Here is a 15,561-nt window from a genome sequence, read left to right as displayed (position 1 = left end):
TTAAATATATATTAAATATTGGAGTTAATTTATGAGATTAAAAATTATTACTTGTTTAATGATGTTATCTGTTTTATTAGCATCTTGTTCTAATAATAATGAGTCATCTGATAACACATTAAATATCAACCTTGGTCCGCAGACAAAAAGTATAGACCCTGCTATAAGCTCTACTGTTATAGGATCATACTATATCACTCATGCTTTTGAGGGTTTAACTACAATTGATAAAGACGGAAAAATGTCCGGCGGAGCTGCTGAAAGCTGGGAAGAGCTTGACGGCGGTTTGAGATACATATTCCATTTAAGAACTAATGCTAAATGGAGTGATGGAAAAAATGTAACTGCTGAAGATTTTGTATATTCTTGGAGGAGAGTTGTTGATCCAAAAACTGCAAGCGATTATGGATATCAATTTGCTCCTGTAAAAAATGCAGAAAAAATTATAGCTGGTGAATTGACTAAGGAAGAATTAGGAGTTAAGGCTATAGATGATTATACTTTAGAAGTTGTATTAGAAAGACCTACTGTTTATTTTTTGGATTTAGTTGGTTTTACTACATTCTACCCTGTAAGAAAAGATATTATAGAACAGTATGCTGATAAATGGGAAGTAAATGCAGAAACTTATATAGGAAATGGTCCTTTTACAACTATAGAAATTTCTCCCGATGATAGAATAGTAATGGTAAAAAACACAAATTATTGGAATTATAAAGAAGTGTTGCCTGAAAAATTAAACTTTATAATGATGCAAAACCCTACTGCTTCAGTTGCTGGTATAAAAGACGGAACATTAGATTTTTCTAAAGTAGTTCCTACACAAGATATACCTGTATTAAAAGAAGAGGGCATATTGCAAATAAAACCTTTATTAGGCTCTTACTATTATTGTTTCAGCACTACTAATGAGATTTTAAAGGATGTGAGAATACGTAAGGCTTTAACATTAGCTATTGACAGAAAATATATAGTTGAAAATGTTACTAAAGGCGGAGAAGTTCCTACTAGTGCTTTTGTGCCTTATGGTGTTAATGATGTTGATGGAGAAGATTTTAGAGAGAAGGGCGGAGAGTTCTTTGATATAAATGATTATGCTAAAAATGTTGAAGAAGCTAAAAGGTTATTAGCAGAGGCTGGATATCCAAATGGTGAAGGTTTTCCTGTTTTAGAGTTTAACACAGACAGCGGATTAAATGTTACAATATTTGAAGCGGTTCAGCAGATGTGGAAAGAGAATTTAGGTATAGATGTTCAAATAGTTCAAGAAGAGTTGGCTGCTTTCTTTAGCAATAGATATAGCAGATTATTTACTATAGTGAGAGGCGGTTGGTATGCAGATTTTAATGACCCTATTAACTTCTTAGATTTATTTACCACTCCAGCACCTCTAAACTTCCCAACTTTTAGTAATAAAGAATATGATGAATATTTAAAAGTAGCTTTAACTTCATCAGATAAAAATGCTAGAATGGACGCTATGCATAAAGCTGAAAAGATATTGATAGATAGTTATGCTATAATGCCTATGTATTTCAATACTGAGCCTTTGCTTGTATCAGAGAAATTAAAAGGTGTATATTATAATCCTCTTTCAATACATAGATTCACATATGCTTATAAAGAAAAATAATTTTTAATAAATTGTGTTTTGACAAAAGTTCTTTTACTGCTAAATGAAGTACATACGGTAGTAAAAGAACTTTAATTTTTTTTGCTAGATTTCTAAAAATTTACATACTATGCTAATATTTAATTATATATATTATAATGCTTATATTTTAGGTTAAAAATGAAGTTCTTCGCGAAGCGTATCCGAAGGATATAAGGTTCTTTTATACCAATACCGAAAGGTACCTTGCCGCAGGCACGCAGAGAGTCTGTAAAAGAAGTGGGGTGCTGTACGGTGTGTACTTCGTTAAGCGCAAAGCCCTGCAAATAAAAAACTTAAAAAATATCACAACGCACGCAGAACATTACTTTAAAACATAATAAATCTAAAATGATAAGCCAAATTTTTAACCAAAATTTTGTCTACCGTGCGGTTAATATTTTAAACTATTTTAGATTAATTATTAATAAGTATTTGCTGAACCTTGAATTTCTTCAAGCTTGTTAATGGCATCTCTAAACATAGTAAAATTGCTTTGCCAGTTGCTTGTTGCTGTAGGCGATATTGCTATGTCTTCGTAGGTGTTTTCGTTTAGATTATTAATAAAATTAAATCTTATATTTGATATGCTTTTTGTAGTGAAATTGTCAAACTCATTATCATTATTAAATTTATATCTTACTTCTATATCATAGTATTTTAAATTACCCATTGTAAATGGATTATATACTGTTTTTTGTATGTTTGTTAATTCTAAAGTGCTTCCATCATCAAACATAAATATTATAGGAGTTGAGCTTGCTACTTGAAAATAGTATGGATATCTATATCTAAACTCTAATGTTAAAGTTCTTCCATATCTTTTGAAAAATCTAAAACTATTTTCACGCATATATTTTTGAGTATTTTTCCAAGAGGTAAGTATATTTATTTTTGATGTGAGTTTATCTCTTTCTGTGATATATGCTCTGTTTTTTAATATGTCATACATTATGCTATTAGTGTCCATATTGTTTTGAGCAGATAGCATTAGAGAGCTAAACATTATAAAGATAAATATATACCTATACATAAAAAACTCCAATTTTAAACATTATAACTCCATATAATAAAACGGAATTATAATATTTAAAATTGAATGTAAATACTTAATTTTTTATATTATTTAGCAGCATTGCCTACAACATTTAAAGAGTCCCAAGTGCGTGCAAAAGGAGGAGCATAACATAAATCAAGCATACCCAACTCATCAACAGTAAGCCCAGCATGTATACAAGCAGCTATTACATCGCTTCTAAGCACAGCCCCTCTTTTTCCAGCAATCTGACCGCCTAATATTTTTCTGTCTTCTGCAGAATATACTAGTTTAATGTGTAAGTCCTGATAATCCGGATAATAATGTGTATGGTCAATATCTTTTACTGTAACAGTTTTATAATTAATATTTCTTTTTTTAGCTTCTTCTTCTGTAATACCAGTTCTTGCCATCTCCAAATCAAAGCAAAGTATACAAGCGCTTCCTAAGCTCCCAATAAACTTTTCTTTTCCTCCAATCAAATTAGAAGCAACCATTCTTCCAAGTTTATTAGCACCAGTAGCTAAAGCAGCATAGCTTGTATCATTTAATACTCTGTCATATATTCCAGCACAATCCCCCGCAGCATATATAGAATCAATACTAGTCTTTCCTTCTCTATCAACAAATATAGCACCATTTTCCATTAATTTTATTCTAGCCTCTTTAGCCAAATCACTATTAGGGGTCACTCCAATAGCAACAACAACATAATCAGCATCATATTTACCTTTATCTGTAACAACTGCTTTAACATTATTATTGCTGTCTGCTTCTAATGATAAAACTTTTTCATTTAAGTTTAAATCAATATGTGCCTTTATATTTTCAATAGCTAAATCAGAAAACTCTTTATCAAATTTCGCTCCAAATACTCTATCAGAACGCTGTATTATTCTCACATTTTTACCAAGATGCTTTATATTATGTGCAGCCTCTATAGCTATAAAACCAGCACCAAGCACTACTACATTCTTTATTTTCTCATCTTTCATTTTTTCTTTCATGTTAAGAGCATCAGTAAACTCTTTAAGTGTAGATACATTTCCAATATTAATATTTTCTATTTTTGGTATTATAGATTTTGCTCCAGTAGCTATAAGCAAAGTATCATAGCTGTCTTCAAACTCTTTATTATTTTCTAAATCTTTTACTACTACTTTTTTGTTATTAGCATCAATTTTTAATACTTCATGTTTAACTTTTAAATCTATTCCAGATTTTATAGTAGCCTCAGCAGTTCTTGCTATCATAGTGTTGGAACTATCAAAAAAACCTCCAACATAATACGGCATACCGCAAGCTCCCCAAGATACATATTCAGTTTTTTCATAAACTGTTATAACAGCATCTTTGTCTAATCTTCTTGCCTTTGCAGCAGCACTCATTCCAGCTGCAACGCCTCCTATAATAATGATTTTTTTCATAAATAATAAACTCCGTTAATAAAAATAAATCTACGTTTAAAGTATAATAGATAATACTTATTTGTCAATTAAATGTTAACAACAATATTATTTTATGAATTTTTGTTGACAAAAGATAAAAAGTTGTTATCATATAAATATGATTGATTGTTCATTTGAAATTAATTATCTCATAAAAGAAGATTCTGTAATGGTATTATATTTAAAAAAGAATATATGCTTAGAATCTCTTCCTAAAATAAAAGATATAATGTTTGAATATCTATCTAAGGGCATTAATAATATAATACTTAATCTTTCTGAATGTTCTTTTATTGAAAGGGATATATGGAATTATTTTATAGATTTTAAAAAAGAACTTAATAATGATTGCTATGGAGATATTGTACTTTCAAATATGAATGGTATTGTTCAAATGGATTATGATTTAATGGAGCTTTCAAACTCAATAGAATCATTTGAGAGTTTAAATGATGCTCTTTACAATTTTGGAATATTTAATCATACTAAATCTGCTTAAATGTTTTTTATGCTTGAATTTTTGTCTTTATAGTATAATATATATGTTATGAAAGTTGCGAAGAATTTATTTACGGCATTTATATTTTTTATAATATTTTTTTGTATTTATTTATTTAGATATTTAGAAAACTTTTTATATGGTTTTAATATAAGTGTTTTAAAAAATTTTTGCATAAGTAATATTTTTTCTATATTATTTATATCTTTTTTATGCAGCTCTATATTTATAGGCGTATTTAATAAAAAAAATCATATATTAAATATTATTACTATAATTATATTTAGTATAATAGCTTTAATATATCCATCTTACATAATATTTTTTAATGCTAATTTTAATGATATAGAATATGCTGATAAATACATCATAAAAGATTCAAATTATTTATATAAGGTAGATAATTATTTAATAAAAGCTACTCCTACTAATGATGCATATGCTAGTTCAATATTAATAGATACTGTATATTCTAATAAACTATACTTTGCTGATAATATGATTGTTACAAAAAATGAAGTTATTATGAATAATGTTGTAGAAATAAATAGCAATGATGTTGTAAATAAGGATTTGGTTTCTTTGAGCAGAAAAAATATTTATGGCTATATATCTGGAATTGTAGAAGATATAGTATTTGGCTTTGATATGTCATCTTATTTGAATAGATTATTAAAATATATTAGTGTTAATGATTTATCTGTATTTTTTGTATCTATTTTATATATTGCTTTATTTTTATTGTTGTTATCAGTTTATATGATTAGCAGCTCTTTATCATTTTCTAAGTTTGTATATCATAATATGCTTTTGGGATTTATTATTTATATAATGCTTGGAATAGTATTTTTCTTTGTTAGATTTAAATATAGTTTTTTAATGGATAATTATATTAATTTTAGTATATTTTTATGTGTTTTTTCTTTATTAATTATAATATTGTCTTTAGTTATAAATATTATATTAATGCGTAATAATAAGAGAATGGAAGAATGATAGAATGAATCAAGTTGTTATTAATGATTTTTGCAAGATAGATATAAAAAAGGGTAGTGTAGTTACAATAGGTAAATTTGACGGTGTTCATAAGGGGCATCAGAAGCTTATTAAATATACTGTTAATATGGCTAAGAAATATAACTTATTATCTGTTGTTATGATGATAAGAAAGAAGAATGTATCTATTTATAATATGGAAGAAAATATATCTTTTATCAAGGCTTTGGGTGTTAATTATATAATAGTTATTGACTTTTTACCAGAATTTTATACAATGGAGGCTAAAGAGTTCTTTAATAGGTTAATAGAATATTATAAGATGAAGCGAATTGTTATTGGAGAAGACTTTGCTTTTGGTAAGGATAGAGTTGGAGATATTGATTTTCTAAAGAGATATGCTTTAGAAAAAGGCGTTAATGTAAATATAGTTAATTTTCTTAATCATTGCGGAGATAAGGTATCCAGCAGTAAAATAAGAGATTGTTTATCTAACGGCGAAGTAGATAATGTTTCTAAGATGCTTGGCAGAAATTATAGTATGAGCGGCATTATAATACATGGTAATGCTTTGGGCAGAAAGATTGGTTATCCTACTGCTAATTTAGAATTAAATGATAGCATATTTGTTCCTAAGATGGGGGTTTACAGCTCTTTAGTAAAAATAGGAAACAGTGCTAAATTATATAAAGCTCTAACGTTTATAGGTATAAGCAACATAAATAAAGAACTTAGAGTAGAAAGCCATATATTAGATTTTTCTAAAATGATATATGGTAAAAAAATAACAGTTATATTTCTTAAATATATTAGAGATAATATTAAAGTTAACTCTATAGAAGAAGTGAAATCATTATTAGAAAAAGATGAATACAATGTAAGAAAATATTTCAAAAGGAGAAAAAAATGTCTATTACAGCAGACGAAAAACTAAAAATTATTAAAGAATTTGGAAAGAACGAAAAAGATACAGGTTCAGCAGAAGTACAAATAGCTCTTTTAACTAATCGTATAACTTATTTAAAAGGACATTTCCAAGAGCACACAAAAGATAATCATTCAAGAATGGGACTTCTTAAAATGGTAGCTAAAAGAAGAAAACTTCTTAATTATTTAAGAAGAACTGACCTTGAAGCTTATAAAAATCTTATACAGAAATTAAAAATAAGAAAATAATAGTGCTTGATAATAGTGAATAGTTAATACTGTCTATGGTATTTTGTAATAAGGAGAATATATGGTAACAGTTAAGAGTGTATTTTGCGGAGAAGAATTAATTTTAGAGACAGGACTTTTAGCAAAACAAGCACATGGTTCAGTAACTTTAAGATTAGGAAATACTACTATTTTAGCTACAGTTGTTGCGGCAAAAGAGCCTAATTTAGAATCAGACTTTTTCCCGCTTACTGTAAATTATAATGAAAAATATTATGCAGGCGGTAAAATTCCTGGTGGTTTCTTCAAAAGAGAAGCTAAACCTAGAGATAAAGAGATACTTATTTCTCGTATAATAGATAGACCTTTAAGACCGCTTTTCCCTGAAGGTTTTAGAAATGAGGTGCAAATTATTCCTACAGTACTTTCTGTAGATACTGATATGCCTACAGATGCTTTAGCTTTAATAGCTTCATCTGCAGCACTCACTATTTCTTGGATACCTTTCGGAGGACCTGTGGCAGCTGTAAGAATAGGGTACAAAAATGGTGAATATATCATCAACCCTAAAAACCGTGAACTTGCATCAAGCGAATTAGATATTATAGTTGCTGGAAGTAAAGATGCTATACTTATGATTGAAGGTGAGGCAAGAGAGGTTTCTGAGGAAGTATTTATCGGTGCTATAGAGTTAGCTCATAAAGAGATGCAGAAATATATTGATATGCAAAATGAAATGGCTGCTCTTTGCGGTACTCAAAAAATAGAACAGGAATTATTTGAGTATGATGCTGAATTAGTAAAGATGGTTACTGAATACGGCAGAGAAAAAATAGAAGCTGCTAATTATAATCCTGATAAAGCTAAAAGAAATGAAAGTATGGATAATGCTTTTAATGAAGTAGAAGAGTATATTAAAACAAAAATAGAAGATGAAAAATTAATATCTCAAGTTAAAGGCATTTGTCATTCTATAGAAGAAGAAATTGTAAGAGAGGCTATAGTAGAGAAGGGAATGCGTCCAGACGGAAGAGCTTTAGATGAGATTCGCCCTATAAGCACAATGACTAATCTTATTCCTAGAGTTCATGGTTCTGCTTTATTTACTAGAGGACAAACTCAATGTTTATCTATAGTTACATTAGGAAGCGAGAAAGATGCTCAATTAATGGACGATATATACGGAAAAGAAAATAAAACTTTCATGCTTCATTATAATTTCCCTCCATTTTCTGTTGGAGAAGTTGGAAGATACGGCTCTCCTGGAAGAAGAGAAATTGGACATGGTAATTTAGCAGAGCGTTCTTTTAATGCAGTACTTCCTCCAAAAGATAAATTCCCATACACTATAAGAGTAGTTGCTGAAATATTAGAAAGTAACGGTTCTTCATCAATGGCTACAATCTGTGCTTCCACTATGTCGCTTCTTTCAGCTGGTGTTCCTCTTAATGCTAGTGTTGCTGGTATTGCTATGGGACTTGCTACTTATAAAGATGGATATAAAGTGCTTACAGATATACAGGGTGTTGAAGACCATTTAGGAGATATGGACTTTAAGGTTGCTGGTACACGTAAAGGTATCACTGCTTTCCAGCTTGATATTAAACTTACTGGTATATCTACTCAAATATTAAAAGAGGCTTTAGAACAGGCTAAAAAGGCAAGATATTTTATACTTGATAAAATTGAAGCTACTATATCTAACCCTAATGAGATTTCAGATTTTGCTCCTAAGTATAAAACTATGGATGTAAACCCTGAGAAAATTAGAGTATTGATTGGACCTGGAGGAAAAAATATAAAAGCTATCATTGAAGAGACTGGAAGTGATGTTGAGATACAAGATAGCGGCGTAATTAATATATTTGCTCCAGATACTCCTACTTTAGATAAAACTATTAGCCTTATTAACTCTTATGTTAAAGACCCTGAGGTTGGTGAAGTTTATGACGGTGTTGTAAAAGACATTAAAGAGTTTGGTGCTTTTATAGAGATTTTACCTGGTGTAGAAGGACTTTGTCATATATCTGAACTTGCTTATAAACATGTTATGAATGTGGAAGAAGTTTTAAAGATTGGCGATGAAGTAAAAGTAAAAATTATAGATGTTAAAGGCGGCAAATACTCTTTAAGCAGAAAAGCTTTACTTGAAAAACCTGCTGATTATGTTGAAGAAGAAAACAACAATAAAAGAAAGCATGACAGAAAAAAGAGATTTTAATATTTTAGTATTATAAATATATAAAGAGGTTATTATTTAATAATAGCCTCTTTTTTTATATTAAAAATTCGTTTTAAAAAAATTCAAGATATTTTTTTTAGCTTCACTCTCTTTTGATTTATTTTCTCCTTTTATATTGATAATAACTTCATCTCCAACTTTTAAGCCTAATTGCATTATGCCTATTATTTTTTTTATATCTTTTGATGTATTATCTTTTATTATAGTAACATCGCATTCGCTGTCTTTTGCTATTTTAGCAAGTTCGCTTAAAGGTCTTGCATGTATATTGTTTGTATTGTTAATAATATATTTAAAACTTTCCATTTATTCTCCCGAAGAATTTTTTAATAAATACATTAGATTTTCAAAACTTCTATTTTCTATAAGCTTTATCACGTTTTTTTCATTTAACAAAAAGTCAACAGTATATTGATAAAACTTCTGTAAATTATCATCTTTTTTATTTGATATAGAAACTAAAAATACAACCTGCACATTATTTTTATACCATATAATAGGCTTTTCTAATATAGCAACAAATACAAAAGTTTCATCAGTTACAATTTCAAAAGGATGCGGAATTGCAACAAGGTTTCCGAAATCTGTTTCTGACAAGCTTTCTCTTTTCATTACCAAATCATAAAAATTATCTGGTATATTAATATATTTTTTAATATTTTTACATATGTTTTTTATAATCTCTTCTCTGCTGTTTCCTGTTATATTTGTAGAGAATAATTTTTTATTATAATAATTATTTAAAAAATCATTTTCAGATAAATCTAGTACATTTTTTACTTTTATAATATCATTAGTCTCTAAAAATAATCCTATATGAACAATAGGAACAGGTACTTGAAAAACTATAGGTACTGTAGAAAATATATAATCTACTTTAGAAAAATCAAACTCTTTAAGCATTATCAAATCTGTAGTATAAATATTTTCTATATAGTCAGCAAACTCTTTTTTATATTTATGCATAAGAAGCTTTGAAGTAGTTTTTCCGCTTCCGCATACTATTAGTATATTGATTTTCTTTTTCTCTTCGCTATTTTCCTCTAAAGCTATTTGAAATAATAATGCCAAAAAACCAATTTCATCATCTGATATTTCTTTATTATAATATGTTTTAAGTACAGTATTAGCTTCTGATGCTATTAGGTATGCTAGAGAATAATTTGTTTTTATGTCGCTAAGCATTGGATTTTTTTGTAAAACATTATATCTTATTCTTATATCAAGCGGTATCATATGATGGTTAAGCAATAATCTTAAGTTTAAATTATCTCTTAAATCTATTTTTAAATTATTGTATATCAAATCGAGCATATCCTGAACTACATTGTCTAGTTTGTTTTGTATAATATAATTTTCACTATTTGATAATAAACTTTTTGATGCTATATGAATTGCTATAAAAATTATTTCAGTATCATTTAATTTTATATTTAATTCTTTTTCTAATATATTTGCTAATTTTCTTGCTAATTTCAATTCTTCTTTTTTTACATCTTTTAATATGTTATCATCATTATAATCGTTTATATTTTTATTTTCTTTTATTCTCTCTATTGATGCAGAAATATATAATATAAAGTTTTCTAAGTTTACCTCAGATAGTTTTATATCATTTTTCTTTATAAAATTAATTACTATATTTTCTATAGTTTTATTTATATATTTTTTATCATATATTTGCTGTTTTAAATAATAATCTATTATGCAGTTTCTAATATCAAATTCTTTACCAATTAATTTAATACCATAATTTGGCTTGCGTTCTATTTTTAAGTTATAATATCTAATATTATCTTCTATGATTTTTAATGTATTTGTTAGTGTTGTTTTTGATATATCTAATGCACTTATAAGATTATCAGATTTTATATATGTATTATTATTATTAATAAGATGTTCAAATATGTATTTTAATCTATATTCAAAATCGTTAAATATATGTGCATTAAGGTTTATATTTGACATATCTTTATGATTATCGCATTCTAAAATATAACCATATCTTGCTTTGGATACTACTTTAATTCCTGTGTTTTCTAATTCTTTATTTAATTCTGCTATTTTTATTCTTACAGTTTTTTCACTTATTTGCAATTTTTTTGCAAGCATTTCTGCTGTGATATATGATTCATTAGAGAGAATGGATAATAGTTCTTTTATATATTTACTTTTCATAATTCATATAAACTTATAAAGATATTTATATTATATATTAATATAAAAAAATAATACACAAAAAATTACCAGATTAAAATAGAAATTTTCTTGTTTGAGTTATTAATATAAAGTGTTATCTTTATAATAAATAAAAAATAAAAGAAGAGGTAAATATATATGACTAAAATTTTATTATTATGTTCAGCAGGAATGTCTACAAGCATGGTTGTAAAAAAAATGAAAGAATCTGCTGCAAAGAGAAATATTGAAGTAGAAATAGAGGCTGTAAGTACTGCAAGATTTAATGAGCTTTTAGACAGCTATGATGTATTTTTACTTGGACCGCAAGTAAAATTCCAGCTTAAAGAATTCCAAGCAAAAGCAAAAGAAAAAAATAAACCATTAGATGTTATAGATTTTAAAGATTACGGTATGATGAATGGAGAGAAAATATTAGATTTCGCTCTAAACTTGAAAGTTCAATAATAGCGTTACAAAATAGTTTTATTAATTTATTAGGATATACTTTATGAGAGAGTTAGGCATTTCTATTTATCCGTTTCATTCAAAAATGGAAGAAAATAAATCTTATATAGACTTAGCTTCTAAATATGGTTTTACAAGATGTTTTATGTGCTTATTATCGGTTGAGCATTCTAAAGAAGAGATTATAAAAGAGTTTTCTGAGATTATAAATTATGCAAAAGAGAGAGGAATAAAAACTACTTTAGATATTTCTCCAGCAGTATTTAAATCTTTAGAAATATCTTATGATAATTTAGAGTTTTTTTATAAATTAGGAGCTTGGGCTATAAGGTTAGATTTGGGTTTTAGCGGAAATGAAGAGAGCTTAATGACTTATAATGATTATAATTTAAAAATAGAGCTTAATATGAGTAATTCTACTTCATATATAGATACTATAATGAATTATTATCCTAATAAAGAAAATCTAATAGGCTGTTATAATTTTTATCCTCATGCTTACAGCGGATTAGATAAAAAGCTATTTATTGAAAGCATGAATCGTTTTAAAAAGCATTCAATAAAATCATCAGCCTTTATTAATGCAAAAGAGGCTAATTTTGGACCTTGGCCTGTAGATGACGGGATATGCACTTTGGAAGAGCATAGAAATCTGCCTATAGAAATACAGGCTATGGAATTATTTTTCTTAGGTGTAGATGCTGTATTTATTGCTAATTGCTATGCCAATGAAGAGTCTTTTAAAAAGCTTCAAAGTTTAGATAAAAGACTCATAACATTAAAGGCTAAATTATTAGACAGTATCCCTGAAATAGAGAGAAAAATTGTACTTGAAGAACTTCATCAAAACAGAGCTGACGCTAGTGAATATTTTATTAGGTCATCAAATCCTAGAGTAAAATATAAAGGACATAATTTTAAGTTATTTAATGCTGTTACAGAGATTAAAAGAGGAGATATACTTATTGACTCTTCAGAATATGGAAGTTATGCAGGTGAATTACAAATAGCATTAAAAGACATAAAAAACACTGGAAGAACAAATGTTGTTGGAAGAGTTGATGAAGAGTATTTGTTCTTACTAGACTATATAAACATGGCTCAAAGATTTAAAATAACAGAATAATTTTTTTTATAATAATAATAAGGATATATATATTATTGGAGATTGATAATGAATGATAAATTAATGACTTTTATAGAAAATAAAATTTTACCTATAGCTGCTAAAATAGCAAGCAACAGATATTTAAATGCAATAAGAGATGGATTTGTTTTTGCTATGCCATTTTTAATTGTAGGTTCATTTATACTTTTAATCTTAAACCTTCCTTTTACAGACAAAAACAACTTTTTATATATGGAATGGTATGATAATTTAATGAAAGCTTTTAAGGGTGATTTAGTTCAGCCTTTTTATGTGAGTATGGGTATAATGTCATTGTTTGTAGCTTATGGAATAGGTTATTCTTTATCTGGACATTATAATCTTAATTCTATAACAGGCGGATTTTTATCATTATTTAGTTTTTTACTTGTATCTGCAAAGGTTGAGTATGTGCCTATAGTGGAAGCTGTATCAAAATCATTTTTAGTTGACGCTGATAGCTATATACCAGTAATGGACGTAAGATTTATGGACGCTAAAGGATTATTTGTAGCTATTATATTTGGAATAGTTTCTATAGAGATATTTAGATTTTTGGTTCATAAGAAATTAATTATCACACTTCCAGAATCTGTTCCTCCTGCAATAGCTAAGTCATTTGAGCTTTTAATACCTGTAGCAGTTGTGATAGTATTATTTCAAGCATTAAATATTATTATACAAAAGAAACTAATTATGATGATACCTGAACTTGTAATGAAAATATTTGAACCGCTTCTTCATGTATCTGATTCTTTACCTTCTATAATAATATTATTGTTGGTTATACATATATTATGGTTTGCAGGTTTACACGGTACTAATATAGTTGATGCTATAGTAAAAGCAATTACTTTATCAAACTTAGCAATAAACCAAGCGGCATTACAAGCAGGAGAGCCTGTAACAAAAATATTTGCCGGCGGTTTCTTTGATTCTTATGTATTTATGGGCGGTGTTGGTACTACTTTAGGTTTGGCAATAGCGATGGTGAGAAGTAAAAATGAACATATAAAATCTATTGGTAAATTGTCAATAGTGCCTGCAGTTTTTAATATTAATGAGCCTATAATGTTTGGTGCTCCAGTGGTAATGAATCCAGTATTAATGATTCCGTTTATAGCTCTTCCTATAATCAATGCTACTATAGCTTGGATATTTACCAAATTAAATATTATAGGTCATATTGTATCATTGGTGCCTTGGACTACTCCTGGTCCATTAGCTGCTTTGCTTGCTACTAACTTAAATGTTGGTTCTATGATATTAAGTTTAGTTTTAATATTTACTTCATACTTAGCTTATATACCTTTTCTTAAAGCTTATGAAATATCTTTAGAGAAAGAAGAATCAGCTAATAAATAAGATTATAATATCATTAATAAAATGGAGCATAAAAATGAATGATAAAATAATGCATTTTATAGAAGAGAAAGTACTTCCTATAGCAGGAAAAGTTGCTAGTAATAGATATTTAAATGCAATAAGAGATGGTTTTGTATTTGCTGTACCATTTTTAATTGTGGGTTCATTTATACTTTTAATATTAAACTTACCTCTTACTGACAAAAATAATTTTTTATATTTAGAATGGTATACCAATTTAATGGCAAAATATAAAGCAGATTTAATGCAGCCTTTTAATGTGAGTATGGGTATAATGTGTATGTTTATAGTTTATGGAATAGGTTATTCTTTATCTGGACATTATAATCTTAACTCTATAACAGGCGGATTTTTATCATTATTTAGTTTTTTACTTGTATCTGCAAAGGTTGAGTATGTACCTATAGTGGAATCTGTATCAAAATCATTTTTAGTTGACGCTGATAGCTATATACCAGTAATGGACGTAAGATTTATGGACGCTAAAGGGTTATTTGTAGCTATTATATTTGGAATAATTTCTATAGAGATATTCAGATTTTTGGTTCATAAGAAATTAATTATCACACTTCCAGAATCTGTTCCTCCTGCAATAGCTAAGTCATTTGAGCTTTTAATACCTGTAGCAGTAGTTATAGTATTATTTCAAGCAATTAATCTTATAATACAAAAAAGTTTATTATTAATGCTTCCTGATTTATTTATGAAGATATTTGAACCATTACTTTATATATCAGATTCTCTTCCATCAATAATATTAATACTATTTTTGGTGCATTTATTATGGTTTGCGGGTCTTCATGGTACTAATATACTTGGAGCTATAATTTCTTCTATAAGCTTATCAAATTTAGCATTTAATCAAAGTGCATTACAGGCAGGAGAAGAAATCACTAAAATATGGGCTGGAAGTTTTTTTGATTTATATGCCCTTATAGGAGGAGTAGGAACAACATTAGGTTTAGCAATAGCAATGGTTAGAAGCAAAAATGAACATATAAAATCTATTGGTAAATTGGCATTAGTGCCATCAATATTTAATATTAATGAACCTATTATGTTTGGCACACCTGTAGTAATGAATCCATTATTAATGATACCTTTTATATTTATACCTATTATCAATATAACAATAGCTTATATACTAACAAAATTAAATATTGTAGGTCATGTTGTTACTTTAGTGCCTTGGACAACTCCTGCACCTTTAGGAGCATTGCTTGCTACTAATTTAAACTTTGGAGCTATGATATTAAGTTTAATTTTTATATTTACTTCTTATCTAATGTATAAACCTTTTCTAAAGGCTTATGAAATATCTTTAGAAAAAGAAGAAGCAAATAATAAATAAATTA

14 protein-coding genes are annotated in these 15,561 nt (G+C 27.6%); 10 read left to right on the top strand and 4 right to left on the bottom strand.

The features are described 5' to 3' along the window. Positions 1-31 precede the first annotated feature (31 nt). Positions 32-1,633 carry a peptide ABC transporter substrate-binding protein gene (locus BPP43_RS06670; protein ID WP_015274523.1) on the top strand — a complete coding sequence of 534 codons (1,602 nt, stop codon included), beginning with the start codon at positions 32-34 and terminating at the stop codon, positions 1,631-1,633. 442 nt (positions 1,634-2,075) lie between these two features. Here the strand turns inward: BPP43_RS06670 and BPP43_RS06665 are convergent, their stop codons facing one another. Together BPP43_RS06665 and BPP43_RS06660 are read right to left on the bottom strand one after the other, a co-directional pair. Further along, positions 2,076-2,684, bottom strand: coding sequence for a hypothetical protein (locus BPP43_RS06665; RefSeq protein WP_014932397.1), 609 nt, complete (start codon positions 2,682-2,684; stop codon positions 2,076-2,078). Positions 2,685-2,773: 89 nt separating this feature from the next. Then, entirely contained in the window at positions 2,774-4,114 is a 1,341-nt protein-coding gene (locus BPP43_RS06660) for a CoA-disulfide reductase (RefSeq protein ID WP_015274522.1), read from the bottom strand. A 139-nt stretch (positions 4,115-4,253) separates the two neighbouring features. On the opposite strand from BPP43_RS06660, the gene BPP43_RS06655 reads away from it, so the two are divergent. From BPP43_RS06655 to pnp, 5 genes are all read left to right on the top strand, one after another. Next, a complete protein-coding gene (locus BPP43_RS06655; RefSeq protein WP_013244554.1) occupies positions 4,254-4,634 on the top strand; it encodes an STAS domain-containing protein in 381 nt (126 codons plus the stop codon). A gap of 48 nt (positions 4,635-4,682) precedes the next feature. After that, positions 4,683-5,630 carry a hypothetical protein gene (locus BPP43_RS06650; protein WP_014936708.1) on the top strand — a complete coding sequence of 316 codons (948 nt, stop codon included), beginning with the start codon at positions 4,683-4,685 and terminating at the stop codon, positions 5,628-5,630. Between the two features lie 4 nt (positions 5,631-5,634). Then, the gene (locus BPP43_RS06645; protein WP_014932400.1) at positions 5,635-6,564 is read left to right on the top strand and encodes a bifunctional riboflavin kinase/FAD synthetase; all 930 of its coding nucleotides are present in this window, start codon (positions 5,635-5,637) and stop codon (positions 6,562-6,564) included. Further along, positions 6,537-6,806, top strand: coding sequence for a 30S ribosomal protein S15 (gene rpsO / locus BPP43_RS06640; protein ID WP_013244557.1), 270 nt, complete (start codon positions 6,537-6,539; stop codon positions 6,804-6,806). The genes BPP43_RS06645 and rpsO overlap by 28 nt, the downstream gene beginning before the upstream one ends. 61 nt (positions 6,807-6,867) lie before the next feature. Beyond that, a complete protein-coding gene (pnp, locus tag BPP43_RS06635) occupies positions 6,868-9,006 on the top strand; it encodes a polyribonucleotide nucleotidyltransferase (protein WP_015274521.1) in 2,139 nt (712 codons plus the stop codon). Between the two features lie 60 nt (positions 9,007-9,066). Here the strand turns inward: pnp and BPP43_RS06630 are convergent, their stop codons facing one another. Then, the gene (locus tag BPP43_RS06630) at positions 9,067-9,333 is read right to left on the bottom strand and encodes an HPr family phosphocarrier protein (RefSeq protein ID WP_014932402.1); all 267 of its coding nucleotides are present in this window, start codon (positions 9,331-9,333) and stop codon (positions 9,067-9,069) included. Next, entirely contained in the window at positions 9,334-11,205 is a 1,872-nt protein-coding gene (locus BPP43_RS06625) for a BglG family transcription antiterminator (RefSeq protein WP_015274520.1), read from the bottom strand. Positions 11,206-11,364: 159 nt separating this feature from the next. Here BPP43_RS06625 and BPP43_RS06620 point away from each other — a divergent pair, with 159 nt between their 5' ends. Genes BPP43_RS06620 through celB (BPP43_RS06605) form a run of 4 tightly spaced genes read left to right on the top strand, consistent with a single transcriptional unit; the run spans position 11,365 to position 15,557 of the window. Continuing rightward, positions 11,365-11,673: a PTS sugar transporter subunit IIB gene (locus tag BPP43_RS06620; protein ID WP_014932404.1), complete on the top strand. Its 309-nt coding sequence runs from the start codon at positions 11,365-11,367 to the stop codon at positions 11,671-11,673. A 43-nt stretch (positions 11,674-11,716) separates the two neighbouring features. Continuing rightward, on the top strand, positions 11,717-12,799 hold the full coding sequence (locus BPP43_RS06615; RefSeq protein ID WP_013244562.1) for a DUF871 domain-containing protein: 1,083 nt from the start codon (positions 11,717-11,719) through the stop codon (positions 12,797-12,799). A 48-nt stretch (positions 12,800-12,847) separates the two neighbouring features. Beyond that, positions 12,848-14,185: a PTS cellobiose transporter subunit IIC gene (gene celB / locus BPP43_RS06610; protein ID WP_013244563.1), complete on the top strand. Its 1,338-nt coding sequence runs from the start codon at positions 12,848-12,850 to the stop codon at positions 14,183-14,185. 34 nt (positions 14,186-14,219) lie between these two features. Then, complete coding sequence (celB, locus tag BPP43_RS06605) at positions 14,220-15,557, top strand: PTS cellobiose transporter subunit IIC (protein WP_015274519.1); 1,338 nt, start codon at positions 14,220-14,222, stop codon at positions 15,555-15,557. The last annotated feature ends 4 nt before the right edge of the window (positions 15,558-15,561 follow it).

The organism is Brachyspira pilosicoli P43/6/78 (assembly GCF_000325665.1).
GTDB classification, from domain to species: Bacteria; Spirochaetota; Brachyspiria; order Brachyspirales; family Brachyspiraceae; genus Brachyspira; species Brachyspira pilosicoli.
Note: the sequence above shows the minus strand (reverse complement) of the source record. Positions and strands in the feature narration are given on the sequence as shown.

Coding starts and splice junctions, on each gene's coding strand:
- BPP43_RS06665 (WP_014932397.1), bottom strand. CDS start 2,684: ATGTATAGGTATATATTTATCTTTATAATGTTTAGCTCTCTAATGCTA.
- celB (WP_013244563.1), top strand. CDS start 12,848: ATGAATGATAAATTAATGACTTTTATAGAAAATAAAATTTTACCTATA.
- BPP43_RS06650 (WP_014936708.1), top strand. CDS start 4,683: ATGAAAGTTGCGAAGAATTTATTTACGGCATTTATATTTTTTATAATA.
- BPP43_RS06625 (WP_015274520.1), bottom strand. CDS start 11,205: ATGAAAAGTAAATATATAAAAGAACTATTATCCATTCTCTCTAATGAA.
- celB (WP_015274519.1), top strand. CDS start 14,220: ATGAATGATAAAATAATGCATTTTATAGAAGAGAAAGTACTTCCTATA.
- BPP43_RS06645 (WP_014932400.1), top strand. CDS start 5,635: ATGAATCAAGTTGTTATTAATGATTTTTGCAAGATAGATATAAAAAAG.
- rpsO (WP_013244557.1), top strand. CDS start 6,537: ATGTCTATTACAGCAGACGAAAAACTAAAAATTATTAAAGAATTTGGA.
- BPP43_RS06670 (WP_015274523.1), top strand. CDS start 32: ATGAGATTAAAAATTATTACTTGTTTAATGATGTTATCTGTTTTATTA.
- BPP43_RS06615 (WP_013244562.1), top strand. CDS start 11,717: ATGAGAGAGTTAGGCATTTCTATTTATCCGTTTCATTCAAAAATGGAA.
- BPP43_RS06620 (WP_014932404.1), top strand. CDS start 11,365: ATGACTAAAATTTTATTATTATGTTCAGCAGGAATGTCTACAAGCATG.
- BPP43_RS06655 (WP_013244554.1), top strand. CDS start 4,254: ATGATTGATTGTTCATTTGAAATTAATTATCTCATAAAAGAAGATTCT.
- pnp (WP_015274521.1), top strand. CDS start 6,868: ATGGTAACAGTTAAGAGTGTATTTTGCGGAGAAGAATTAATTTTAGAG.
- BPP43_RS06660 (WP_015274522.1), bottom strand. CDS start 4,114: ATGAAAAAAATCATTATTATAGGAGGCGTTGCAGCTGGAATGAGTGCT.
- BPP43_RS06630 (WP_014932402.1), bottom strand. CDS start 9,333: ATGGAAAGTTTTAAATATATTATTAACAATACAAACAATATACATGCA.